The 26306-nt window shown below is 41.7% G+C and carries 21 protein-coding genes, 1 pseudogene and 2 other annotated features; of the genes and pseudogenes, 21 read left to right on the forward strand and 1 reads right to left on the reverse strand.

What is annotated here, in order from left to right; all coding sequences use genetic code 11:
- Positions 1 to 27 precede the first annotated feature (27 nt).
- Positions 28 to 237, forward strand: a binding site (T-box leader).
- A 60-nt stretch (positions 238 to 297) separates the two neighbouring features.
- The 7 genes from DNL43_RS08860 to minD all read left to right on the forward strand — a co-directional run bounded on the left by DNL43_RS08860 (position 298) and on the right by minD (position 8476).
- The gene (locus DNL43_RS08860; protein WP_056982468.1) at positions 298 to 2958 is read left to right on the forward strand and encodes a valine--tRNA ligase; all 2661 of its coding nucleotides are present in this window, start codon (positions 298 to 300) and stop codon (positions 2956 to 2958) included.
- 112 nt (positions 2959 to 3070) lie between these two features.
- Complete coding sequence (locus DNL43_RS08865; protein WP_054769365.1) at positions 3071 to 4402, forward strand: bifunctional folylpolyglutamate synthase/dihydrofolate synthase; 1332 nt, start codon at positions 3071 to 3073, stop codon at positions 4400 to 4402.
- Positions 4403 to 4539: 137 nt separating this feature from the next.
- On the forward strand, positions 4540 to 5547 hold the full coding sequence (locus tag DNL43_RS08870; protein WP_275452997.1) for a rod shape-determining protein: 1008 nt from the start codon (positions 4540 to 4542) through the stop codon (positions 5545 to 5547).
- 41 nt (positions 5548 to 5588) lie between these two features.
- Positions 5589 to 6437, forward strand: a complete 849-nt coding sequence (gene mreC, locus DNL43_RS08875) for a rod shape-determining protein MreC (RefSeq protein WP_179286816.1) — start codon at positions 5589 to 5591, stop codon at positions 6435 to 6437.
- Positions 6438 to 6453: 16 nt separating this feature from the next.
- Positions 6454 to 6978 carry a rod shape-determining protein MreD gene (mreD, locus tag DNL43_RS08880; RefSeq protein WP_056982474.1) on the forward strand — a complete coding sequence of 175 codons (525 nt, stop codon included), beginning with the start codon at positions 6454 to 6456 and terminating at the stop codon, positions 6976 to 6978.
- A gap of 15 nt (positions 6979 to 6993) precedes the next feature.
- On the forward strand, positions 6994 to 7677 hold the full coding sequence (locus tag DNL43_RS08885; RefSeq protein ID WP_056982476.1) for a septum site-determining protein MinC: 684 nt from the start codon (positions 6994 to 6996) through the stop codon (positions 7675 to 7677).
- A complete protein-coding gene (gene minD / locus DNL43_RS08890; RefSeq protein WP_095344937.1) occupies positions 7670 to 8476 on the forward strand; it encodes a septum site-determining protein MinD in 807 nt (268 codons plus the stop codon). Before DNL43_RS08885 ends, minD begins: the two co-directional genes overlap by 8 nt.
- Before the next feature lie 57 nt (positions 8477 to 8533).
- Here minD and DNL43_RS08895 read toward each other — a convergent pair.
- Positions 8534 to 9309, reverse strand: a protein-coding gene (locus tag DNL43_RS08895; RefSeq protein ID WP_109249013.1) for an IS5 family transposase whose coding sequence is annotated in 2 segments (ribosomal slippage) — positions 8534 to 8982 and positions 8982 to 9309 — 777 coding nt in all. Because the reading frame shifts where the segments join, the coding sequence is not laid out codon by codon here.
- 82 nt (positions 9310 to 9391) lie between these two features.
- Positions 9392 to 9631, forward strand: a binding site (T-box leader).
- Between the two features lie 163 nt (positions 9632 to 9794).
- On the opposite strand from DNL43_RS08895, the gene DNL43_RS08900 reads away from it, so the two are divergent.
- The 14 genes and pseudogenes from DNL43_RS08900 (at position 9795) to ruvA (ending at position 26291) form a co-directional block, all read left to right on the forward strand.
- Positions 9795 to 10439: an amino acid ABC transporter permease gene (locus DNL43_RS08900; protein ID WP_056982478.1), complete on the forward strand. Its 645-nt coding sequence runs from the start codon at positions 9795 to 9797 to the stop codon at positions 10437 to 10439.
- Positions 10440 to 10451: 12 nt separating this feature from the next.
- A complete protein-coding gene (locus DNL43_RS08905) occupies positions 10452 to 11087 on the forward strand; it encodes an amino acid ABC transporter ATP-binding protein (protein WP_095344936.1) in 636 nt (211 codons plus the stop codon).
- Positions 11088 to 11097: 10 nt separating this feature from the next.
- Complete coding sequence (locus DNL43_RS08910; RefSeq protein ID WP_056982480.1) at positions 11098 to 11961, forward strand: amino acid ABC transporter substrate-binding protein; 864 nt, start codon at positions 11098 to 11100, stop codon at positions 11959 to 11961.
- Positions 11962 to 12130: 169 nt separating this feature from the next.
- Positions 12131 to 13399: an EF-P 5-aminopentanol modification-associated protein YfmF gene (gene yfmF / locus DNL43_RS08915; RefSeq protein ID WP_056982483.1), complete on the forward strand. Its 1269-nt coding sequence runs from the start codon at positions 12131 to 12133 to the stop codon at positions 13397 to 13399.
- The gene (gene yfmH, locus DNL43_RS08920; RefSeq protein ID WP_056982485.1) at positions 13399 to 14691 is read left to right on the forward strand and encodes an EF-P 5-aminopentanol modification-associated protein YfmH; all 1293 of its coding nucleotides are present in this window, start codon (positions 13399 to 13401) and stop codon (positions 14689 to 14691) included. Before yfmF ends, yfmH begins: the two co-directional genes overlap by 1 nt.
- A gap of 95 nt (positions 14692 to 14786) precedes the next feature.
- A pseudogene (locus DNL43_RS08925) lies at positions 14787 to 15849 on the forward strand (helix-turn-helix domain-containing protein).
- 17 nt (positions 15850 to 15866) lie between these two features.
- A complete protein-coding gene (gene pgsA / locus DNL43_RS08930; RefSeq protein ID WP_056982489.1) occupies positions 15867 to 16448 on the forward strand; it encodes a CDP-diacylglycerol--glycerol-3-phosphate 3-phosphatidyltransferase in 582 nt (193 codons plus the stop codon).
- Positions 16449 to 16568: 120 nt separating this feature from the next.
- Positions 16569 to 17039, forward strand: coding sequence for a nicotinamide-nucleotide amidohydrolase family protein (locus tag DNL43_RS08935; protein WP_054769370.1), 471 nt, complete (start codon positions 16569 to 16571; stop codon positions 17037 to 17039).
- Positions 17040 to 17139: 100 nt separating this feature from the next.
- Entirely contained in the window at positions 17140 to 18282 is a 1143-nt protein-coding gene (gene recA, locus DNL43_RS08940) for a recombinase RecA (RefSeq protein ID WP_056982491.1), read from the forward strand.
- Positions 18283 to 18562: 280 nt separating this feature from the next.
- The gene (gene rny / locus DNL43_RS08945) at positions 18563 to 20143 is read left to right on the forward strand and encodes a ribonuclease Y (RefSeq protein ID WP_056982493.1); all 1581 of its coding nucleotides are present in this window, start codon (positions 18563 to 18565) and stop codon (positions 20141 to 20143) included.
- A gap of 82 nt (positions 20144 to 20225) precedes the next feature.
- Positions 20226 to 21020, forward strand: coding sequence for a TIGR00282 family metallophosphoesterase (locus DNL43_RS08950; RefSeq protein WP_054769371.1), 795 nt, complete (start codon positions 20226 to 20228; stop codon positions 21018 to 21020).
- Positions 21021 to 21085: 65 nt separating this feature from the next.
- Positions 21086 to 23674 carry a DNA mismatch repair protein MutS gene (gene mutS / locus DNL43_RS08955; protein WP_056982495.1) on the forward strand — a complete coding sequence of 863 codons (2589 nt, stop codon included), beginning with the start codon at positions 21086 to 21088 and terminating at the stop codon, positions 23672 to 23674.
- A 1-nt stretch (position 23675) separates the two neighbouring features.
- Positions 23676 to 25616 (forward strand): DNA mismatch repair endonuclease MutL, encoded by a 1941-nt coding sequence (mutL, locus tag DNL43_RS08960; RefSeq protein WP_056982497.1) that lies wholly within the window; start codon positions 23676 to 23678, stop codon positions 25614 to 25616.
- A 75-nt stretch (positions 25617 to 25691) separates the two neighbouring features.
- Positions 25692 to 26291, forward strand: coding sequence for a Holliday junction branch migration protein RuvA (gene ruvA / locus DNL43_RS08965; RefSeq protein ID WP_056982499.1), 600 nt, complete (start codon positions 25692 to 25694; stop codon positions 26289 to 26291).
- Positions 26292 to 26306 lie beyond the last annotated feature (15 nt).

The raw sequence follows: 26306 nt of genomic DNA on the forward strand, positions 1-26306 counted from the left end.
GCAAAACTTGGTTAAGATTAAAATTAAATTAAAGCTTCGAGCAAGAGAGTAACCAGTGGTTTGATTTCAGAAAGAAAATCATTGCTGTGAGATTTTTATCAGCTGCTGTGTAAAAGTAACTTGTGAGCTTCTCGTTCGAATTTGAGAGCGGGTCGGTTTATCAGACCGTTACTATGATATTTAAGTGGGGCTTTTATAGCCCAATTTAGGTGGTACCGCGAGCACTTCGTCCTAATTACAGGATGAAGTGTTTTTTTGTTACATAAAATCGTTTTAAACTTTGAAAGGGGCGACGTCATGTCAGACAAGAAACAGGAAATGTCAACGAAATATGATCCAACTGCTGTTGAAAATGGCAGATATAACGAATGGCTTGAAGAAGGGGTATTTAAACCCAGTGGGGATAAAAAAGCAAAGCCGTTTTCAATTGTTTTGCCACCGCCAAATGTTACTGGGAAACTGCATTTAGGTCATGCTTGGGATACAACGCTTCAAGATATGATTATCAGACGGAAGAGAATGCAGGGATATGATACATTATGGCTTCCAGGAATGGATCATGCCGGAATCGCAACTCAAGCCAAAGTTGAGGCTAAACTCCGTAAACAGGGGATTTCCCGTTATGATTTAGGCCGTGAAAAGTTTGTTGAAAAAGTCTGGGAATGGAAAGATGATTTTGCCCGGACAATCAAAGAACAGTGGGCTAAGCTTGGCTTGTCACTTGATTACAGCCGTGAGCGGTTTACCTTGGACAAAGGTTTGTCCAAAGCCGTTCGTCGAGTCTTTGTCAGCCTTTACAACAAGGGCTTGATTTATCGTGGCGAATACATTATCAACTGGGATCCTCAGGCACGAACTGCTTTATCTGATATCGAAGTTATCCATAAAGACGATAAAGGGGCCTTTTATCACGTTAAGTACCCATTTACCGATGGCACCAAGTTTAACGGTAAAGACTACATTGAGATTGCCACTACCCGTCCTGAAACGATGATGGGTGATACTGCCGTTGCCGTTAACCCTTCAGATGAACGATACAAAGATATCGTTGGTAAAAAAGTCTTGGTTCCACTTGCCAATCGTGAAGTGCCAATCATTGCCGATCAATATGTTGATCCTGACTTTGGAACTGGAATGGTGAAAATCACCCCAGCCCATGATCCTAATGACTTTAAAGTTGGTAACCGTCATGATTTGAAGCGGATCAATACCATGAACGAAGATGCTTCAATGAACGAAAATGCCGGTAAATACGAAGGCATGGACCGTTTTGATGCTCGAAAAGCAATGGTTAAGGATCTTCAAGACCAGGGCTTCATGCTCTCAATTGACCCAATTGTCCATTCAGTTGGTCATTCAGAACGGACCGGGGTTCAAGTTGAAGCCCGATTGTCAACTCAGTGGTTTGTTAAGATGAAGCCACTTGCTGAACAGGCAATCAAGAACCAGGATACTGACGACAAAGTTAACTTCTTCCCAGAACGGTTTGAAGGCACTTTTGAACAGTGGATGGACAACGTTCATGATTGGGTTATTTCACGTCAGTTGTGGTGGGGCCACCAAATCCCTGCTTGGTACAACAAGAAGACCGGTGAAACCTATGTCGGCATGGAAGCTCCTAAAGATGCTGAAAATTGGGATCAGGATCCGGATGTTTTGGATACATGGTTTTCATCAGCTCTTTGGCCATTTTCAACGATGGGCTGGCCTGAAGATACTGAAGACTTTAAGCGATACTTCCCAACCGATACCTTGGTAACCGGTTATGATATTATCTTCTTCTGGGTTTCAAGAATGATTTTCCAAAGCTTGGAATTCACTAAGCGACGACCATTTAAAGATGTCTTATTGCATGGATTAATCCGTGATTCACAAGGCCGTAAGATGTCCAAGTCCCTTGGTAACGGAATTGATCCAATGGACGTGATTGACAAATACGGTGCTGATGCACTTCGCTGGTTCCTTTCAATTGGTGGAACCCCAGGCCAAGATCTGAAGTTTAGCTACGACAAGATGGATTCTGCATGGAACTTCATCAACAAGATTTGGAACGCCAGCCGTTATGTTATCATGAATTTGGACGGCATCGACAAGCCTGAATTACCAGACAAGTCTGAGTGGCAATTATCCGACAAATGGATTTTGAGTCGCTTAAACGCTACCGTCAACCACGTTTCCGATTTGTTTGAAAAGTACAACTTTGGTGAAGCTGACCGTTACTTGTACGATTTCATCTGGAATGATTTCTGTGACTGGTATATTGAAATGAGTAAGGAAGCTCTCAACAGTGATGATGAGAAGCTTAAGAAGAATACCCAAAATATCCTGGCATATGTTTTGGATCAAACATTGCGTTTACTTCAACCAATAATGCCATTTGTGACCGAATATATTTGGCAGATGATGCCACATGACGGCAAGTCATTGGTTACTGCCGCATATCCAGTTGATCATAAAGAATTGGATGATCCAACTTCCGAACATCAAATGAAGTCTTTGATTGATTTGATTAAGGCTGTTAGAAATATTCGAAATGAAGCGAATGCGCCACTTTCTTCTCCAATCGATATGTTAATTCAAACGGATAACGCAACTCTCAAAGGTATCTTTGAGTCTAACCGCGAATACATCGATCGTTTCTGCCATACTCAGAAATTGGAAATCGGTAAAGATATTGAGGCCCCTAAGCTTTCAATGTCAGCTGTGATTACGGATGCAACGGTTTTTGTCCCACTTGCTGAATTAGTTGACTTAAAAGACGAATTAGCACGGGTACAAAAGGACGTTGACAAATTCGAATCAGAGGTTGCCCGTTCAGATAAGAAGTTGGCTAACAAACGCTTTGTCGACAACGCACCGGATGCGGTTGTCGAAGAAGAAAAGGAAAAGCAGGCTGATTACCAATCCAAGCTGGAAGCAGCTAAAGAACGACTTTCACAGATTTCAAGTGAGATGTAAAAATGAATTGATTGTGAGCTAATAATTTCAAAAAACGTGGGACAAAATGCAGTTTCCTGATGATTCCAGGAATCCAAGCCGCATTTTACCCACGTTTTTTAAGGAGAAAAAAATGATTAACACTTATGATGAAGCACTTAACTTTATTCATGGCCGGACAAAGTTCAAGAAAATTCCAACTCTGAAGCGTATGCGCCGATTTTTAGATGAGCTGGGGGCACCGGATAAAAAGATTAACGCGATTCACATTGCCGGCACTAATGGTAAGGGATCCACTTTGGCATTTTTGAGAAATATTTTTCAGGCTGAAGGGAAAACGGTTGGTAGTTTTACCTCACCGTTTTTAATCAAATTTAACGAGCGGATCAGTGTTAACGGTGTCGGTATTTCAGATGCCGAAATTCTTCGACTGACACAAGAACTTTACCCAACCATTGCAAAACTGGACGCTGAACTGCCTGAAGGCGGCCCAACGGAATTTGAGATTGTAACCGCAATGATGTTTAAATACTTTTCAGAGGGGCATGCTGACATTGTCCTGATCGAAGTTGGTTTGGGTGGCCTTTACGATTCGACGAATGTTATCATGCCAAAAGTGTCGGTCATTACCTCAATTGGCTGGGATCACATGCATATTTTGGGAGATACCCTGCCAAAGATTGCTTTTCAAAAAGCCGGTATTATTAAGAAGGGGGTTCCTGTAGTTGTTGGTGGTGTTGACCCCGATCCTTTGCAAGTGATTATCCGACAAGCTCAAAAGATGCAGAGCCCGATTCAGATATTGGGCAAGGACTTTGACGTCAAGGATAATGGTGAAAAGAACTGGTCGCAGTATTTTGACTTTTCTTCCGGTGATTTTCATTTAGACCAAGTGCAGACGTCCTTGATTGGCGATTATCAAACGCATAACGCAGCTTTGGCGATTCAAGCATACATTGAGTACGAAAGCCTTCATCAGCGCAAGGCAGACCCTAAAATCGTCAAAAAGGGCATTGAGTCAACTCGTTGGGCCGGCCGATTTGAAAGAGTTTCGTCAAATCCGACAATTGTCTTGGACGGTGCCCACAACATTTCCGCTGTGAACCTAATTGTCCAGACATTGGAGAACGATTTCTCAAAGGGCCATGTTTATATCCTAATGGGGATTTTGGCTGATAAGCAGGCGGATAAGATGGTTGACAAGATTGCCACTGTCCCAAATGCATCGATCGTTCTTACCCAATTTGCGGGTCCTGGCAAACGGGCTGCGGCCAATCCTGAAAAGCTTGAACACAAACTGGAAACCCATCCGAAAAATGTTTCGGCAATTGATGATTGGCATGAAGCCATTACGGAAATCAAGCGGAAACTGACCGCCGACGATATGCTATTAATTACTGGATCGTTATATTTTATATCGGATGTTCGGAAATATTTAAAACAACCTGATCACAATTTAAAATAACTATTAAATCGGCTTACGTTTCACTTGATTTTATTTATTTTTGAACGCGTTATGATATACTTGTTTCGTTAAACAATAATAAATAAATCTAAAAAAATCGAAAAAATAAGTTGATAGACAACGAAGGGATGGATAACGTGTTTGGATTTGGGGAAAAAAACATAGGAATTGATCTTGGTACCGCCAATACGATCGTTTACGTAGAAGGCAAAGGAATTGTTCTTCGTGAACCTTCAGTGGTTGCTAAGAGTACTAAAAGCGGTGAGGTGATTGCCGTTGGAGCCGAGGCTCGGGCCATGATTGGCCGGACACCAGCAAGTATTCAAGCTGTACGACCAATGAAAGACGGTGTTATCGCAGATTACGATACCACTGTTGCAATGATGAAATACTTTATTCAAAAGGCACTTGGCCACTCATCTGGTAAGCCTTATGTAATGGTTTGTGTTCCAACTGGGATTACCGCTGTTGAAAAGCGGGCAGTCATCGATGCAACTCGAGTTGCCGGTGCCCGTGATGCCTATGTTATTGAAGAACCATTTGCAGCTGCCATTGGTGCCGGTCTTCCAGTGATGGATCCAACCGGTAGTATGGTTGTAGATATTGGTGGTGGGACAACTGATGTTGCCACCATCTCTTTGGGTGGAATTGTTTCCAGCCGTTCAGTTCGAATGGCCGGCGACAAGTTGAACGAATCAATCGCCCAATATGTTCGTCAAAAGTATAACCTGTTGATTGGTGAACGGACATCCGAACAGCTGAAAATTGATATTGGCTCAGCATCTGCTGATGCCGCCAAAGAAATTAAAGCAGTTCCTGTTCGTGGCCGTGATTTGGTTACCGGTCTGCCAACAACTGTCGAAATCAGTGGTACCGATGTTAATAAAGCTATCAACGAATCAGTGATGGCAATTATCGCAACAATTAAGGAAACGCTTGAAGAAACTTCTCCAGAAATTGCTGCCGATGTGATTGATCATGGGATTGTCTTAACTGGTGGTGGTGCTCTGCTCAGAAACATTACAGACGTCATTGCCGAAGCAACCCAAGTACCTGTTTCAATTGCTTCAGATCCACTGGATTGTGTTGCCATTGGTACTGGAGAATCATTAAAGAGCATCAATGTTATGAAAAAGAAACAATAATCAATTAATTGTTGATTATTGAATAACGAATGGAGGCAATTATGCAAAAATTTTTCTCCAGTCGAAAGCTTGTAATTGTCGTAGTATGTTTGATCGTTAGTTTTGGGTTAATGTCACTATCTGTTGCCATTCGAGACAAACGGAACACACCACCGTTGGTACAACAATTTGGAAACGATATTGTTGGATTTGCCGACCGAATTGTAGCAGCCCCGATGAATGGTATTCATCACGGGTTTGTTTCGACTAAGAATCTTTTGAACACTTACCAGGAAAATGCTCGGCTTAAGTCAAAAGTTGATCAACTGACCCAAACACAGGTTAAGGATCAAGTTTTAACCCGAGAGAACAAACAACTAAAGCGTCAATTAAACGTTGGAAGTACTTTGACCGGATACGAAAAGATTAACGCGGCCGTTATTACTCGGACACCTTCAACATGGGCAAGCCAGATTATTATCAATAAGGGTCAGGCTTCTGGAATTAAGAAGAATATGCCTGTGATTGCAGGTCCCGGATTAATAGGGACAGTTGCTGAGGTTAATAAAACCAATAGTAAAGTTGTATTGATTTCAAATACTGCCGAGAATTCGAACCGTTTTGCGATTCAAGTTCTCGGAGACAACTCAAAAGTTGTTAACGGAATTATCACCTCATACGATTCAGCTACCAACCGAATTGTAATGGGCAATATTACATCCAAGGCCAAGCTGTCTGTTGGCAACCGAGTTACCACAAGTGGACTGGGCGGCGTGATTCCGAAGGGAATTTATGTCGGTAAAGTTTCCAAGGTTGCACAGGATGATTATGGTCTTGCCAAAAAAGTATATATTAAACCAGCTGCTAATCTGAACGACATCGAAGTTGTTTCAGTAGCCGTTAGAGATTGATTGGAGGGACAACTAGGTGAAACGAAAAGTTCCTATTGCAATATATTTTGTTATCGGTCAATTCATTGCGTTCTTTCTTGATGGATCTCTGAGCCAAATTTTATCAGGTGTTCTGTTCAAATATCCCAATTCAATGGTTCCATATTTGACGGTTCTCTGGTTGATCTTGGCAGCGTTCTTTGGCAACGTTAAGAAATTGCATCTCTATACTTGGGCAGCAATTATTGGGTTTATATTTGATATGTACTACACCGGTTTGTTTGGTGTTTATGTTTTTATTTTTCCGTTAGTTGTTTATTTATGTCAAATGGTATACCAAATTTTGCCACCAAACTTCATGAGTGGCTTTTTGGTGTATTTTTTAGGAATCACAGTCTTAGTTAGCCTTGGGTATATGGCCAATGCGTTTATTGGGGAAACCGATTCATCAATTGCACAGTTTTTAGTTAATACATTGGCACCTACACTAGCACTCAATCTGGTTTTGCTGGCAATTGTTTACTTTCCGGTTGAGACACTATATAGGACTCACAGGCAATAAAAAGGAGAGTAGACAATGCACGATGCAGCCGTTTTGAAAGGCACCAAGGATGGTTATGAAATCATCTTAGACGAAAATGCCAATCGTAAAGACATTTTTGCCTCGCTTAGAAAGCTTTTGGATAGTTTAAAGACCCAGACCGCTTCTACAAACCCACAAACAATCGCTTTTGATATTTATACCGGGATGCGATTGTGGCCGGCAGCCGATCGGTCTGAACTCGAAAAGATCTTTTCGGACTATTCATATTTCACTGTTCACAAGATAACCTCCGATGTCATCACCAAGGAAGAGTCTAAGCGAATCCTTGAGCAGTCCAGTGTCCATATCATTGATAAAGTGATTCGCAATGGCCAGGAAGAACACGTTCAAGGTGATGTCCTATTCTTAGGAACCGTTCATGAAGGTGGAAAGTTATTTGTCGGCGGCAATATCTTCGTTCTGGGGAATATCGAAGGGATTGTTCAGGCTGGAGCCCCGGATTTGGAAGATAAAATGATTATTGGGGATGTACATAATGCTCAACAGGTTCGAATTGGTGAGCAGTTTGAAATTCTGGCTGATACAAATCGGGAAATGAACAGCGGCACAGTTATTTATGTGAATGACCTGCACGTTTTGGATTATGGAAAAGTTGAGGATCTTAAACAAATTAATCCCAAGTTTTACAATCAGATAGGAGGAGTCATCAATGGGTAAGGCTTACGTTATAACATCAGGTAAAGGGGGAGTTGGTAAGACAACTTCTTCAGCTAATATCGGAACGGCATTAGCCATGATGGGCAAAAAGGTGTGTCTCTTGGATCTTGATATCGGCCTCCGGAACTTGGATGTTGTGCTGGGACTCGACAATCGGATTATGTATGACATCGTCGATGTTGCCAACGGCCGGGCTAAACTGAGCCAAGCTCTTGTTAAAGATAAGCGTTTTGATGACTTGCTTTACTTGCTTCCAGCTGCCCAAAATACCGATAAAACAGCTTTAAATGAAGATCAGGTCCGAGAAATTGTTGATGATTTAAAACCTGACTTTGATTTTATTTTGATTGATTGCCCAGCTGGAATCGAACAAGGATTTATGAATGCGATTGCTGGTGCCGACAGTGCCATTATCGTTACAACTCCTGAAATTTCCGCTGTTCGGGATGCCGATCGGGTTGTTGGATTGCTTGAACAACATCCTCTACAGGAACAGCCACATTTGATTATCAACCGAATTCGTCAACATATGATGAAGGACGGTTCAGTTATGGATGTCGATGAAATTACCCACCATCTTGGCGTTGAATTATTAGGAATTGTCTTTGATGACGATGCAGTCATTACAACTTCCAACAATGGTGAGCCGGTGGTTCTCCAAGCCGAGAATCCAGCTGGTCAGGGATATCGTGACATTGCCCGCAGACTAGTTGGAGAGTCAGTTCCTTTGATGGAAATTAAGGATGAAGAAAAGCTTTCATTCTGGCAAAAGATCGGTCATTGGTTCCACAAAGGATAAAAGTCCTTGACGGGAAACCAAATTACGATTATTATAAATTTAGGGTCTGTCTGGAAACTATTTAAGCCAAATCAAAATTGAAGCAATGTAAATGGTTTGTAGAAAAACATGCGCTAGTTTATCATATCGCGTCGCAATCCGCCGGTAATTCTTCAATTGATTAAAGTAATTCTCGATCAAATGGCGTTCACAATAGACGTAATAATCACAATCCCACTTGTCTTGGGCATTACTTTTAGGTGGAATCGTATATTGACCGCCTTCAGCTTCAATATACTGGCGCAGTTCCTTAGTCCCATAAGCTTTATCGGCAATCAGATTAACGCCGGCTAAAGCTAATTGTCGCAGTAATGGTTCAGCTGCCCGACTATCATGAACTTGGCCGCCGGTAAGGATAAAACATAATGGATTTCCAAGGCCATCCACCACCGCATGAATTTTAGTGGTTCGACCACCACGGCTTAGACCGATGGCTTGATTCTCAACGTCACAGCGGGCGTTTTTTTAGCGCCCGTGGCCTTTTGATGAGCTCGAATGCTAGTTGAATCGAGGCTGATATTTTCCATATCCGGTTCATCGATCAAATCCTTAAAGATCCGTTCAAACAAGCCGGCATCAACCCAACTACGATAACGACTATAGCTGGTTTTCCATGAACCGTATCGTTCAGGAATATCACGCCAGGTGGCGCCACTTTTTAGCAACCAGAGAACCGCATTAAAAACTTGGCGATTAGGTATTTTAGGTGGGCGTCCGGTTTTATAGGGCGGAAAACGGTCCTCAATCCGGGCCCATTGCTCATCAGTAATTTCATAACGTTTCGGAATTGTCATCGGCGAAAACCTCAATTTGTTTTTTATCAAGATTATACACGATTATTTTGTTTCCAGACAGACCCTAACTTAATTAAAGATTTTAAAGACGTTGATCAGAACCGATCAGCATTTCAAATTACAGAGAGCCCATCAAGGTGGAAGTTGGGTATTTGATTGTTGGTCGTCACATCTGTGAGTCATTTTTCTGAATGTTTAGTAGGAAAAAGCGGTAAGCACGTTATTGCTGAAGTTTAGTATTATTTGATATTAAACCCATTGAGGCTTTTCACATGAGTGGAAGGTAAATCTGAGGTGGAACCGCGAAAAATTCGTCCTCTTAAGTCAATTATGGCTTAAGAGGATTTTTTGTTTTCGTGAAATAATCCTAAACTTCGTAAGGCAGCAAGTGTGAACTTGTTACAAATTGAGGTGGAACCGCGAAAACCATCGTCCTCTTGAGTAAATCGAATACTCAAGGGGATTTTTTTATGGAGGGATGTCAAATGATTCAATATATTCAAGAAATTTTACCAGCACTATTATCTGGAACCAAAATGACTTTATCAATTTTCTTTTGGACTTTGATTTGTTCAATTCCACTGGGAGCTTTGATCGGGTTAGGACTGATTCAGAGGTTCAAGCCGTTAACCTGGCTGTTGAACTTTTACGTATGGATCATGCGTGGAACACCATTATTACTGCAATTAATTTTCGTCTTTTATGGTTTACCAATTATTCATATTGTTTTCCAACGTTATGATGCAGCCTTGTTTGCTTTCATTTTGAATTACACCGCTTATTTCGGGGAAATCTTCAGAGGTGGATTCCAATCAGTTCCCAAAGGACAATTTGAAAGTGCAAAGGTTCTTCGACTCACTTATAGTCAAACAATTCGTAAGATTGTGATCCCACAAGTTTTCAAAATTGTGCTTCCATCAATTGGAAATGAAGTCATCAATTTGGTGAAGGATTCATCATTGGTTTACGTCATTGGATTGGGCGACTTGTTGAGAGCCGGAAATGTTGCAACTGCCAGAGATGTGACGCTGCTGCCATTGATTTTAGTTGGTATCATTTATCTCGCGTTGACGGCGGTTTGCACGATTGTGTTGAAGCTGATTGAAAAACGTGAAAATGTTTGGCGATAGGAGGGGATTAGCATGCTGGAAATTAAAAATTTAACTAAACGGTTTGGCGATCGAACAATTATTGATAATCTGACAATGACGGTCAAAGATAACGAGATCATGGCAATTGTTGGTCCTTCCGGAGCCGGAAAGACAACTTTGCTTCGATGTATCACCGGCCTGGAATCAGTCAATAAAGGTGAGTTCTTCTGGAATGGCAATCAATTTGATCCAACCAATACCACTCAAAAAGACACAATCATCGGAGTTGTTTTCCAGGATTACCAACTGTTTCCTAATTTGACAGTGCTTGGAAATATAACTCTGGCACCAACAATGGTTAAAAAAGAACCAATGGCTGACGTTAAAAAATATGCTCGTGAATTATTAAGCCGGTTGGGACTTGAAGGCAAGGAAAACTTGTATCCTTATCAGCTCTCCGGAGGCCAAAAGCAACGGGTTGCGATCGTTCGTGCATTGGCCATGCAGCCTAAGATCCTTTGTTATGATGAACCAACTTCAGCATTGGATCCAGCGTTGAGAGATGAAGTTGCCCAAATCATTTTGGATCTTAAGAAACAGGAAATGACCCAAATCGTTGTCACTCATGATATGGATTTTGCAAAGAATGTTGCCGATGAAATTCAGCAGGTTAAACAAATTCAGTAGGAGGGGTAAAATGTTGAAATCATTTAAAAGATTATTACTGGTTACCAGTCTCCTTCTGATTACGTTGGGCTTGTCCGGATGTGGGGTTCGATATGTTAGCCGACAAGGTTCACAAGAAAATCCGGATACTTGGTCAACTGTCTCCAAACAGAAAAAAATTGTTGTCGGCTTGGATGACAGCTTTGTTCCGATGGGATTTCAAACTAAGAGCGGTAAAATTGTTGGTTATGATGTTGATGTGGCCAAAGCGGTTTTCAAGCAATATGGGATTAAAGTTGACTTTCAGCCAATTGATTGGTCAATGAATGTGACTGAGTTGCGAAATGGAACCATTGATTTAATTTGGAATGGATTCTCAATTAATCCTCAACGGGCCAAAAAGATTACATTCAGTGAACCTTACCTGATTAATGATCAAGTTTTGGTATCCAAGAAAAACCAGCACATTAAGAGCTTCGCTGATATGAAGGGTAAGGTTGCCGGCGTGCAAAGCGGATCCGCTGGAGCCATGGACATTGATAATCAACCGAAGCTGCTCAAGGATAAGATTAAAGGTCACCAACCAATTCTGTACGATACATTTACCGATGCGTTCATTGATTTGAACGCCAACCGAATTCAGGGATTGCTGATCGATAGTATTTATGCAGGATATTACCTCAAACACCAGCCAAATGAATCCAGTTTTACTTCGACACCAAGTGAATTTCCAAAAGAAGAATATGCCGTTGGAATGCGTAAAGGTGATACTGTTTTAAAGAAAAAGATTGACCAGGGATTAAACCGACTTGCCAAAAACGGTGAGCTCCACAAGATTAATATGAAATGGTTTGGGACTGACCGTGGCAGTCCATTAATGAAAAATGCAAAGTAGTTGACCCATACAAACTTCCAATTATGATTGGGAGTTTTTTGTTTGTCATTAACAGGCAATTGACTTTATCGTTTAATTCTCTATTTTTCCTTATAATTCGCGGTTTGTATTGAGATTTTAATGTTTTTATTTTATTATGAAATTTGTGACTAATTGAGGAGGAAACTCAGTGAAATACGAGATTGCAAAAGGAATTGGCCTAACGACGATTCCAACAACTAAATTTAAAAATAGTAAGATCATCATTAACTTTACGTTTCGGGCTCATCATGAGAACTATGCCAAGCTGGCTTTGTTGGCTGAACTTCTTGAAAACTGTTCCGCAAAGTATGACAGTGAATTACTTGTGTCCCGTCAACTTTCAAAAATGTATGGTGCAAGTTTTGGTGTAACGGTCCTTCGTTATGGAAATCAACATACATTGCAAGTTTCAATAACCTTTCCCAACGATAAATATCTTCCTCCCAAGAGTGAATTGACTTCCGAAATTTTGGATTTTCTGCGGGAAATGATTGAAGACCCATTTGTCGATGGCGACCAGTTTAACCTAGCCTATTTTCGAATTCACCAAAACAACATGGTGAATTATTTGGACTCAATTCAGGATAACAAAGGATTCTTCTCAACCTTGCAACTTCAAAAGTTGTATTATTCAAACGATCAGGATCATGGCAGCTTCTTGATGGGAACTCCCAAAGAAACGAAGGCCATTACCTCTCCAAAGCTGTATGAGTTTTATGGCCAAGTCCTTTCCCAATCAAAGATTTCGATTTTGGTCGGCGGCGATCTTGATGAAAACGTTGTGGTTAACGGATTTAAAAAATTCCGATCATTCGTTGACCGGACACCGGATACTTTTGATTTGAAAGTAGTCCCAGACAACGTTGAAAAGGTTCAACGGGGAACTAAAAATATTGCCGGCTCCCAATCGGTTTTAAGCATTGCTTATCGTTTGCCGATTTATTTTGGGGATGCCCAATACTTTCCAGCCGTCATCTTTAATCAGTTGTTTGGTGGATCAAGCAGATCCTTGCTGTTTACAAATGTCCGTGAAAAAAACAGTATGGCTTACGATATTCACAGCAGTTACAATTCCCTGGTTGGAATGGCCAGTGTTCAAGCCGGAATTGATTACAAGAACGAAGAGCGGGTAACGGAAATGGTCGCAGAGCAGTTAAAACAAATGATTGACGGTCACTATTCCGATGAACTATTGGAAGGCGTCAAACAAGCGCTGATCAATCAGCATCGCTCCGAAGCCGATCATCTCAGCGCCCTTATTGAAAAGCAGTACGTTCAGCAGATCATGGGCTTTAGCCTAAGTGACGCAGACTGGGAGTCTCAAGTTGAGGCAGTCAATCGGGAACAGATTTCCGAAGTTGCCAAGCAGATGTCCTTAAGGGCCGTTTACCAACTTAATAGCAGGGGGCAATCATAATGGAATTAATTGACTATCCCAATTACAACGAGAAATTATATGTTCAAAAACTTGCGAATGGTCTGACGGTTTATCTTCAGCCAAAAGCAGGATTTAACAAAACAACTGCTGTTCTTGGCGTAAATTATGGTTCAATTGACAGTGAATTTATGCTGAATGGTGAAAAGGTTGTTCAACCGGCTGGAATTGCGCACTTCCTCGAGCACAAAATGTTCGACAAAAAAGACTATGACGTCTTTGAGTTGTTCAATAAAACCGGTGCCCGTTCAAACGCATTTACCAGCTTTACCAAAACCAACTATCTGTTCTCAACGGCCGAGTCTGTCAAAGAGAACTTGGATATTTTATTGGACTTTGTCCAGATTCCATATTTTACCCAACAAAAAGTTGAACGTGAAAAAGGGATTATTGATCAAGAAATTAATATGTATAAAAATGATCCGGATAATCAGGCATATTTTGAGACAATTGCCAATTTGTACCCGCATTCTGTTTTGTCCAACGATATTGCAGGGGACGTTCCTTCGGTTGATAAGATCACCCTTGAAGATGTTGAACTTGCATATAACACATTTTATCGTCCCGAAAATATGAGCTTGTTTATCGCAGGCAAATTAGATCCCGATCAGACACTTGAATGGATTGAGGCTAATCAAGCCCGCAAGCAATCACCAGAACCGGTGACTGTCAAAAGACTGATGACATTACCGCAGACTGATTCGGAAGGCATTCATCGTTCAACAATGGATGTATCCAGACCAAAAGTGACTTTGGGACTTCGTGGAAACGATCCGGTTCCAAAGGGTCGTGAAGGACTCAAGTATGAAATTGCAATTTCGGCCATGTTTGACCTGTTTTTGAGTGAAAACTCGATTGAATATGATAAACTGTATCATGATGAAATCATTGATGACTCGTTTTCTTGGGAGTTTGAAAACGAACGCGGCTTTCATTTTGCCGTCATCAGTTGTGATACAACTCAGCCGCTTGAATTAATTAAGCGATTGAAGGAAATCATTTCGACTATTCCCGACAAAATCCACAATTTAACCAGCGAATTTCAGCTGCAAAAAAATGAGTTGTTTGGAAATTATATCGAGATGATGGATTCCGAAGAAACAATTAGTGGTCAATTTGACGGGTTCATAGGTGAACCTGTTACAATATATGATGAAGTTGAGATATTAAAATCAATGACGTTAGATGACGTTGCAGCTGTTGCCACCGACTTTTTGAAGACGGCAACTGTTCAAGAAGGCCTGATTCAAAATCATGAACAGCCAACTGATTGATTTATAATACTTACTTTATGAATTACTTAAATTAATAACCATTTACCTTATGATATACTTTAGATATAAGACAAATAATTCAATGGAGAATGAGTATGAGCGACGAAAAAGATAGTTTAACAATTGGAAAGAAATTACACGATGCCCGAGTTGCAAAGGGCTACACTTTAGATGACCTGCAAAAGAACACCAAGATTCAAAAACGTTATTTGATTGCAATTGAAGACAACGATTTTGATTCTTTACCCGGTGAATTCTATGTCCGGGCCTTTGTCAAACAGTATGCTGATTCAGTTGGTTTGGATGGTAGTGAATTGCTGAGTCAGTTTGATACCAAATTACCAGATACGGAAGATCCCGAGTACGTTGATCGAGTTAATGACGACAATCCAGAGACCCGTTCTGCCCAACGAAAAGTTGAGGAACGAAATGATAAGCTGCGTCGTTATATCCCAATCATTTCAGTGTCCGTAGTGGTCCTGATTATTTTGATTGCCATTTGGGTTGCGGCTGCCAGGAGTACTCGAAACACAGCTAAGACGCAAATTGAAACCAGTAAGGTTTCGGTTTCAGGCAACAAATCCGCCAGTTCCAAATCATCAAGTACCAAGAAGCCTAAGACAACTAAGAAGTCCAGCGGGGTTACTTTCAAGAAGGTCACTGCTTCAGGCAGTAACATTACTTATCAGGTAACCGGGACATCTGGCAAGGTACCTTTGAAGATTGCCGCAACTGGAACTGCCAGCGCATGGACATCCGTTTCTGCGGATGGGACATCATTGTGGCAGGCATCATTGACCAGTGGCAAATCACATACCATTTCTTTGCCAAGCAGCACGAATACCGTTACGATTAATGCCGGAAATGCGGAAGCTACTCAAATCACGGTTGATGGCAAGAAGCTGAAGTTAGCTGCTCCTTTAAACAGTGGTTCAACTCAGGTTCGGGTTATTACCTTACAATTTGGTAAGTCAAGCTCTTCAGCATCAAGCAGCAGTTCAAGTTCTGCAGCTACCAGCTCATCCACAACCCACCGGTACAACAGGAACCTCTTCTACAACCGGTACTAATAGTGGCACCACCGGTACCACAAGTGGAACCGGAACAACTGGTACAAGTACCGATAACAGTAATACCGGCACTACCAATAGTTATTAATCAGCTGGAGGTTAAACATGAATTTACCTAATAAGTTAACAATGTTTAGAATTATTTTGATACCGTTTTTTATCTTAATTCTTGCAGTCCCAATTCTTTCAGGGAGTGTTGTTTGGGCTGGAACAACGATTAGTATGACCAGATTAATTGCCACCATCATTTTTGTTGCTGCATCCTTAACTGATTTTCTGGATGGCCAAATTGCTCGTCGAAAGCACTTGGTTACCAATTTTGGTAAGTTTGCGGATCCACTGGCAGATAAAATGTTGGTCATGACCGCTTTTCTATTTTTAGTTGGCCTTGGCGATGTTCCTGCTTGGGTCGCCGCAATTATCGTTTGTCGTGAACTGGCTGTTACCGGCTTACGTCTGATTGTTGCCGAAAACCAAGGGCAGGTAATTGCTGCTGCATGGCCTGGCAAGATCAAGACGACCACCCAAATGTTGGCCATCATCCTGTTATTCTTAAATAACGTTTTATTCAGTGCAATTAATATCCCAATGGGATTGATTCTGTTATATACTTGCTTGTTCTTTACGATTTATTCAGGAATTGATTATTTCGTCCAAAACCGTTCAGTATTTTCAGATTCATTTTAAACACGACAGTTGCCGGAAGGTTCATGAAAATGAGTCTTTCGGCTTTTGTGTATTTTTTGAGCAGAAAAAGAAAATATTTTGTTGATTGTTCGTAACTAATAATTAGAAGGAGCAGTAAAGATGACTTTAGAACAAACGTTAGTAAATGAACTTTTATCTCGACACATCACGATCACGGCCGCAGAGAGTCTGACAGCTGGAGAATTCCAAAGTACGCTTGGCAACGTTCCGGGAGTCTCAGAAGTTTTTGAAGGAGGATTTGTCACCTATTCGAATAAAGTGAAAGAACAGCTTTTACACATTCCAAGTGATGTGATTGATGAAAACGGGGTTGTCAGCAAGCCAACTGCGATTTGGATGGCCAATCAGGCTCGAAGTATTATGAATAAAGATCTGGCAGTTTCATTTACTGGGGTTGCCGGGCCTGACACTTTGGAGGGAAATCCTGCTGGAACGGTTTGGATAGGGGTTGCCTATGGCACACAACAAACTTATGCAAAGAAATTTCAGTTTAAAGGTGAACGAAACGAGATCCGCCACGCTTCAGTGAATGCGGGGCTTCAGATGGCTTTGGATATGATTCATAAATAATCTTAATCGAACTTTTGTTCGCATTTTTATTGCTTTTTTCGAAAATCATTAGTATAGTTAATTAGTAAACTTTTCCGTTTAGGATAGTGGGAGGAATTTAATGGCTGACCAAAGAAAAGTAGCTTTAGATAAAGCCTTAAAAAACATTGAAAAAGAATTTGGTAAAGGATCAATCATGAGGATGGGTGATAAAGCCGATACTCAGATTTCAACCATTCCATCAGGCTCACTTGCCTTGGATGATGCTTTAGGTGTCGGTGGTTATCCACGAGGAAGAATCGTGGAAATCTATGGGCCTGAAAGTTCAGGTAAGACGACGGTTGCCTTACATGCCGTAGCCGAAGTGCAAAAACGTGGTGGAACAGCCGCTTATATTGATGCTGAAAACGCGCTTGATCCAGTGTACGCAACTCATCTTGGTGTTAATATTGATGATCTGTTGCTTTCACAACCTGATACTGGTGAACAGGGATTACAAATCACCGATGCATTGGTAACCAGTGGTGCAATTGATATCGTTGTCATTGATTCAGTTGCTGCCTTGGTTCCCCGTGCAGAAATTGAAGGTGAAATGGGAGATGCCCATGTTGGTCTGCAAGCACGACTGATGTCACAGGCACTTCGAAAGCTTTCCGGAACAATCAGCAAAACAAAGACAATTGCGATCTTTATTAACCAGATTCGTGAAAAAGTTGGTGTCATGTTTGGTAACCCTGAGACAACTCCAGGTGGCCGAGCATTGAAGTTCTATGCAACAATTCGTCTGGAAATCCGTCGTGCCGAACAAATTAAAGACGGCACAAACATCATTGGTAACCGGGTTCGAATTAAAGTTGTTAAGAACAAGGTTGCGCCGCCATTCAAACGGGCCGAAGTTGATATCATGTACGGAAAGGGAATTTCCCAATCCGGAGAATTGGTTGATATGGCCGTTGATAAGGACATTATTGATAAATCCGGTTCATGGTACTCATATGGTGAGGAACGAATTGGCCAAGGACGTGAGAACGCCAAGACTTATCTGGAAGAGCATAAGGATATGTATGATGAGATCATGAAAAAGGTCAGAACAGCATATGATATTCCTGATGATGCTGATTCAGGTAAGACTGACAGCTCGAAAAAGTCTAGTGCCAAGAAGACCGATAAAAAGACTGATAAGAAGGATTCCAAGAAGGAAACTTCAACGGCTTCTTCAAAAGAAACCAAAGTTGACAGTATCGATTTGGATATTGGTAAATAAATTGGTTATACCAAAATTAATCCTTTTAGAATGGACACCCCGTAACGAGGTGTCCATTTTTTGTTGTGAAAGCATGGTAGGCTAGGCGTTTGTGAAACATTTTGAAACAACTTAATCATCATTTAAGATTGTTGCTATATACAACTATTCGGCTTGACCGTGTAAAGATGATTGACACTAATGAAAACAAACATTAAAATAAGAATTGTGTCAATAATCAAATAACATCTATTAATTGGTTAAAAATAATCATTTTTTGATGATTTGGAGGTGAAAAGCCATGACCATGGCTGGGATAATCCTCGCAATCATCGCTATAATTGTTGTTGGTTTTGTTGGTATTTTAAGCTTTGTAATCGGCAAGTCTGCACAAAAGAAGATCCACGAGAAAAATCTTGACTCCGCTAATGGGTCTGCCAAGAACATTTTGACAGAAGCCAAGAAAAAGGCTGAAACAGTGGTAAAAGAAGCCACTTTATCTGCCCAGGAGAAGAATCACCGTTACCGTTCTTCAGTTGAAAAAGAATTGAAGACTCGGCGTGCGGAAATTCAAAAACAAGAGGATCGCTTACTGCAGCGAGAAGAAGCTTTGGATCGGAAAGACAGCGCTTTTGAACGTCGAGAGAGCTCGTTGAACCGAAAAGAGCAGAAGATTAATCGTGAACAACAGAATTTAGTTACACAACAAGATGAAGCAAACTCACTTATTGCAAAACGCCAAGCCGAAGTTGAAAAAGTTGCTGCTTTAACTCAACCGGAAGCTCGGGACATGATTTTGAAAGAAACTAGCGATACATTGGCTGAAGAAAAGGCTCGAATGGTAAAGGAAAGTTATTACCAGGCCCAAAAAGAAGCTGATGAGAATGCTAAGAATCTCATAATTGAAGCAATTCAGCAAAGTTCAGCGGACGTTGTCTCAGAGACAACCGTATCCGTTGTCAGTCTTCCAAACGAAGATATGAAAGGTCGAATTATTGGTCGTGAAGGCCGTAATATTCGGACTTTTGAAACATTAACTGGAATTGACTTAATTATTGATGACACGCCACAAGCAGTTGTACTGAGCGGCTTTGATCCAATTCGAAGAGAAGTTGCGAAAATGACACTTGAAAAGTTAATTAAGGATGGTCGAATCCATCCAGCACGGATTGAAGAAATGGTTGAAAAGAGCCGTAAAGAGCTTGACGAACGGATCCAAGAAATTGGTGAAGAAACGTTATTTGACCTTGGAATTCATTCTATGAGTCCAGATATGATCAAACTTGTTGGACAACTTAACTTTAAGATTGATCATGGGCAGAATTTGCTTAGTCATTCAATTGAGGTCGCCAAGTTGGCGGGTGCTTTTGCAGCAGAATTAGGTGAGGATGTTACTTTAGCTAAACGCGCAGGATTATTACACGATATCGGAAAAGCTGCGAATAATGGTGTTGAGGGATCACATGTACAAGTTGGTGTTGATTATGCCAAGAAGTATCATGAAAGTCCGGTCGTTATTGACGCTATCAAAGGTTATGAAGAAGGCCATAATCCAGAAACAATTATTTCTGAATTGGTTGCTGTTGCTGAAAAGATTGCGATTTCGCGTCCAGGAGCACACAGTGAATCACTTGAAAGCTTTGTTCACCGACTTGATAGTCTCGAAAAGATCACCGACAGCTTTGACGAAGTTCAAAAGAGTTACGCAATTCAAGCGGGTCGAGAGATTCGTGTGATTGCAAAGCCCGAAGATATAACGGATACACAAGCAATTGTGCTTTCCCGTCAGATTAAACAAAAGATTGAAAATGAAATGAAGTATCCTGGTCACATCAAAGTAACAGTTATCAGGGAAGTTCGTTCAGTCGAATACGCAAGATAAAAGATCAGAGTCTCTGGTCTTTTTTCTTTTATAAATGTTAGAATTATTTTATACAAATTAGAAAGTATCGAGGAAAAAATAAATGCGAATTCTTTTTATCGGAGATGTAGTCGGCGACAAAGGTGTTTCAATGATTGGTGATTACCTGCCTAAACTTAAACAACAGGTTAAGCCGCAAGTCACCATTGTGAATGGTGAAAATGCAACGTCAATGGGCCGGGGAATTACTCAATCGATTTATAAGCAGCTCATGAGCGATGGTGTTGATGTGGTAACACTTGGGAATCATGCTTGGAGCAATAATGAAATCCTTGACTTCATAGATGATGCCAAACGGTTGATCCGTCCGTACAATTTTCCAAGACGAACAACTCCCGGTAAGGGGTACACGATGGTTAATGTCAACGGCAAACAGCTTGCGGTTCTGAACTTTCAAGGACGGGTCTTCATGGATAACCTTGATGATCCGTTTGCCTTGGCTGACGAACTGGTTGATGAAATTCGGAAAACGACTAATTGCATTTTTATGGACTTTCACGCGGAAGCAACCAGTGAAAAATTAGCGATGGCCAGGTACTTGGATGGCCGAATTTCCGCAGTCGTTGGGACGCATACCCATGTTCAAACAAACGATGCCCGGATTTTAGCAGGTAAGACCGCCTTTTTGACTGATGTTGGCATGACCGGACCTGCTGATGGGATGTTGGGGATGCAGCCTGACAGCGTTATTCACCGGTTCCTTAACCAACGGCCTGCCCGTTTCAAAGTAATGGAGACCGGTCGAAGTATTATTTCCGGCTGCTTCATTGATATCGACGATAAAACCGGTCACGCAACCCATATTGAAACGGTGTCAATGACCGATGATCAATTTTAAGTAACATCGTAACAATGCATGATATGCTGAATGATAATTCAGTACGAATTTAAGGGGACTTTCAGTTGGCAAAAAAAGCATTAACTCCAATGATGGTACAGTATCAAAAAATTAAGGATCAGTATCCTGACGCGTTTTTGTTTTACCGCCTGGGCGATTTTTATGAAATGTTCAATGATGATGCGATTAAAGGCTCGCAATTATTGGAATTGACTTTGACAAACCGCAGTCGAAACGCGGATAACCCTGTTCCGATGTGTGGGGTACCGCACAAAGCGGTTCAAAATTATATCGATATTTTAGTTGATCAGGGATATAAGGTCGCAATTTGTGAACAGATGGAAGATCCACGATTAGCAAAGGGAATGGTTAAACGGGAAGTCATCCAACTAGTGACTCCCGGGACGCAGGTTGATGTTGGTAGTGAAAATGCCAAGTCCAATAATTACCTGACCGCTGTCGTTTTTGATCCTGATAATAATGAATACGCGTTTTCATATGCCGATTTATCGACAGGTGAACTTAAGGTTGCCGATTTGACGACACAGGCTGAATTTGTAAACGAGCTGGTTTCTCTGCAAACTAAAGAAATTGTCGTCGACAAAGATTTGCCTCAGACAATTCAGGAAACCATCAAAAAGTTGGGGATTCTAATTTCTCATCAACCTGATTTGCCGGTTAATTCTTCAGTCAGTTATTTGAGCCAAGACGTTGATGATGCACTTATGAAACGTGTCTTGAAACTACTGCTTGATTATATTCAAGCAACTCAGAAACGAAGCCTGCAGCATTTAAAAAAGGCCGTTGTTTACGAGCCGTCAGACTTCTTGGAACTGGATCATAATTCTCAGTACAATTTGGAATTACTCCGGAACATTCGAACCGGCAAGAAAGCTGGAACTTTGTTGTGGCTGCTTGATCAAACCAAAACCGCAATGGGCGGCCGAAAATTAAAACAGTGGATTGAACGGCCACTGGTCAACCGCAATATGATTAACAAACGTCACGATGCCGTTGGTGTTTTATTGGATCACTATTTTGAGCGAAATCAGCTCCAGGATGAATTAATTAAAGTTTATGACCTTGAACGCCTTGCCGGACGAATTGCGTTTGGCAGCGTCAATGGTCGTGATTTAATTCAGTTGAAAACGTCTTTGAAACAGGTTCCAAAAATCAAGTATATTTTGGAACAGATTGCCGATAAAAGTTTTGAAGAAATGTTGAAGAATCTGGTACCCTTGGACGATATTGTCGATGAGATTGATTCGGCGATTGTTGAGGAACCGCCAATTTCCGTCACCGACGGTGGTGTTATTAAAGACGGTTATGATCAGCAACTTGATCAATACCGGGACGCAACCAACAATGGCCAGAAATGGCTTGCCGAATTGGAAGCCAAAGAACGAAAAGTGACCGGCATTAACAACCTTAAAGTTGGTTTTAACCATGTCTTTGGCTACTATATTGAAGTCACCAAAGTTAATTTGGATAAAATTCCAGCCAATCGTTATCAGCGAAAGCAAACTCTGGCCAATGCCGAACGGTTCTCAACCCCTGAATTAAAGGAAAAAGAAGCTTTAATCCTCGAGGCTCAGGAACAGAGTAAAACGTTGGAGTATAAGCTGTTTGTTAAGATCCGTGACGATATTAAAAAATCCATCAAACGGATTCAGGACTTGGCTGATTCAGTTGCCTCAATTGATGTTCTTCAAAGTTTTGCGGCAGTCAGCGAAGAATATCGATTTGTCCGGCCAACGTTGACAACCAAGCACGTGGTGGATGTCAAAGATGGCCGTCACCCAGTGGTTGAGAAAGTGCTTGGCCACCAGCAATATGTCCCCAATGACGTTAATTTGGGTGAAGATACCAGCATCCTGCTGATAACTGGACCCAACATGTCAGGAAAGAGCACATATATGCGTCAGATGGCACTCTGTGTCATCATGAACCAGATGGGATGCTTTGTTCCAGCCAAGAAAGCCAAGCTGCCCGTATTTGATAAAATATTTACCCGAATCGGTGCAGCTGATGACCTGATTTCCGGCCAAAGTACGTTTATGGTCGAAATGAAAGAGGCCAATGATGCAATTGAAAACGCAACTCCCAATAGTTTGATTTTGTTTGATGAAATTGGCCGTGGAACCGCCACTTACGACGGAATGGCTCTGGCTCAAGCAATTATTGAGTATGTCCATAACAATATTGGTGCCAAGACGCTGTTTTCGACCCACTATCATGAATTGACCGTTTTGGATGAATCCCTTAAACGCCTTCAAAATGTCCACGTTGGGGCAACTGAATCCAATGGTGAACTGGTATTTCTGCATAAAATTCAACCAGGTCCAGCCGATAAGTCATATGGAATTCATGTGGCAAAATTAGCCGGGTTGCCAGAAGGCCTGTTACACCGTGCCAACGACATTTTGACTCACCTGGAGCAACAGGCTGAAGAGCAGCATGAAAAGCCTGCAAGGTCCAAAGAAGCTCCTCAGCAGACCGCTGAGCAGCAAACGTCACTGTTCCCACTTGAGCAAATTGATGATAAACAAGCGGAAGTTGTGTCACAATTAAAGAAATTAGATTTGATGTCCAAGACACCAATGCAAATTATGAATCAAGTATACAAATGGCAACAAAAGATAAACGGAGATTAAGGTGATCAATTTGAATGAAATTCATAAACTGCCAACCATTCTTTCAAATCAAATTGCTGCCGGCGAGGTTGTTGAACGGCCGGCATCAGTTGTCAAAGAATTGGTTGAAAATTCAATAGATGCAAACAGTTCCGAAATTGATGTCACTGTTGAAAATTCGGGATTGAAGCTGATCAAGGTGGTTGATGATGGAAACGGAATTGACGCCTCCCAAGTTCAAACGGCTTTCTTACGACATGCTACAAGCAAAATTTCTGAACAGCGGGACCTTTTTCGAGTACGGACACTGGGCTTTCGTGGTGAAGCACTTCCCAGTATCAGTTCAGTTGCCAACGTTCGAATGAAAACATCGACCGGATCTGTCGGCACCGAGGTTAACTATAAGGGTGGCAGGTTGATTGACCAAAAAGCTTCGGAGTCACGAAAAGGGACAACTGTCGAGGTTGCATCACTTTTCTACAACACCCCGGCACGGCTAAAATATCTCAGTTCGCCCAACACCGAACTTGCCAAAATTTCAGATATTGTTAACCGCCTTGCACTGAGTCATCCTGAAATTGCCTTTTCACTTATCAGTAACGGCCGTGAGCTGTTGCGAACATCAGGACGGGATGATCTGCTTCAAGTCCTGGGCGCTATTTATGGTGTGAAGACCGTTTCTAAAATGGCGCCAATCAAAGGCAAAGACTTGGACATTAAGGTCAGCGGCTATGTGAGTCTGCCAGAATTGACCCGGTCAAGTCGAAATTACATTTCACTGATCTTGAACGGTCGGTTTATTCGTAATTTCCCACTTACCAAGGCCGTCATTGCCGGATATGGTTCAAAATTAATGATTGGCCGTTTTCCAATTGCAGTCATTAAAATTGATGCCGATCCTGCATTAATCGACGTGAATGTTCATCCAACCAAGCAGGAAGTTCGGATTAGTGACGAACCAATGATTGGCAAGCTGATTTCTGATGCGATTTACGATATGCTGCGCGATAAACAGCTGATTCCGGATGCCACCAGAGATTTTAAGAAGCCGTTTAACGCGACTCCGAGTCAATTTAACGTTTCTACCGAAGACCAGGAGAAGACCAATCCGCCGTTGTTTGCCGTTGACCCACAGCCAGCGCCTGAATTTAATGATGCCGCCGTCACCCCGGTGGTTGTGAAGTCAAGGGATGACCTTGACAGTCCCCAAGTAAATAAATTTGATGAACTATTACAAAATGAGCCGAGTTCCGTTCCGGTATTTCAAAGCGATGCAACGGCTGTTGTGGATGACACCGACAGCAACTCAGCTCGTCAAAAGCCGGAACAGTCGGAGTTGGTGGTTGAAACCGGCTTTCCACACCTGAACTACATTGGTCAGGTTCACGGAACGTATCTCGTCGCAGAGACTGCCGACAATATGTATCTTGTGGATCAACACGCTGCTCAGGAACGGATTAACTATGAGTTTTATCGCAAGCAAATTGGCGAAGTTTCCGATGATCAGCAAAAGTTATTGGTCCCCATCGTTTTGGATTATTCAACGTCGGACTTTTTGTTGATCAGCGATCATATGGATTTGCTGAATAAACTCGGCATCCATTTAGAGCAGTTTGGCCAGAACAGCTTTATTGTTCGGGAACATCCAATGTGGTTCAAAGCAGGGCAGGAAGAAGACACAATCAAAGAAATGATTGATTGGATTTTGTCTGACCATAAGATTTCAGTTGCCGCCTTTCGTGAAAAAACAGCCATTATGATGAGTTGTAAACGCGCAATCAAAGCCAACCACCATCTTGATGAACTGCAGGCCAAAGCCCTGCTCAAACGATTGCCGGAATGTGAGAACCCATACAACTGTCCTCATGGCCGGCCAACGTTGGTTAAGTTTACCAACGAAGATATTGAAAAGATGTTTAAGCGAATTCAGGATCCTCATCATACCGACGAAGAAATCATTTAGATTTCGTCCCGGTTTCTGACGGGATATGTTACAATTTATTAGGCAAACATACGTTTTAGTGAAGAGGAGAAACCGATGTTCGAATTCTTAGAAGGAACGGTTGTCGATATTACCCCGACCCACATTGTGTTATTGGTGGGTGGTGTTGGGTACTTGATCAACACAGCCGATCCGTATCGATTCAATATTGATGATCAAAAAAAGATTAGAGTTTACATTTATCAGTCAGTGAGTGATACAGCAATTTTGCTGTTTGGATTTGCGACCCCTGAGGATAAGCAAATCTTTGAAAAGTTGATTTCAGTTTCCGGAATCGGTCCCAAGAGTGCGTTGGCCATTTTGGCCGGCAATGACCGTGACGGTTTGATTTCAGCGATTAACAACGAAGATGTTAAGTTTCTGACCAAATTTCCCGGAGTCGGTAAAAAAACCGCTCGCCAGATTATTTTGGATATGCAGGGAAAGCTGGATGACATTTCAGTGACTGCGACTGGCGAAGCTCAATCCGGTCCCCAAAGTGAAAAATCGCCAGAACTTTCAGATGCCTTGTCGGCATTGGAAGCCCTGGGGTATCCTTCCAAACAAATTGACGGGATTCAGTCCGAATTGGCTGCAAAGCCCGGACTGTCGACTGACCAATATTTGAGCTTGGGACTTAAGTTGTTGATGCACTAAGAAATGAGGAGATGA

The organism is Lentilactobacillus kefiri (assembly GCF_009739535.1).
Classification (GTDB): domain Bacteria; phylum Bacillota; class Bacilli; order Lactobacillales; family Lactobacillaceae; genus Lentilactobacillus; species Lentilactobacillus kefiri.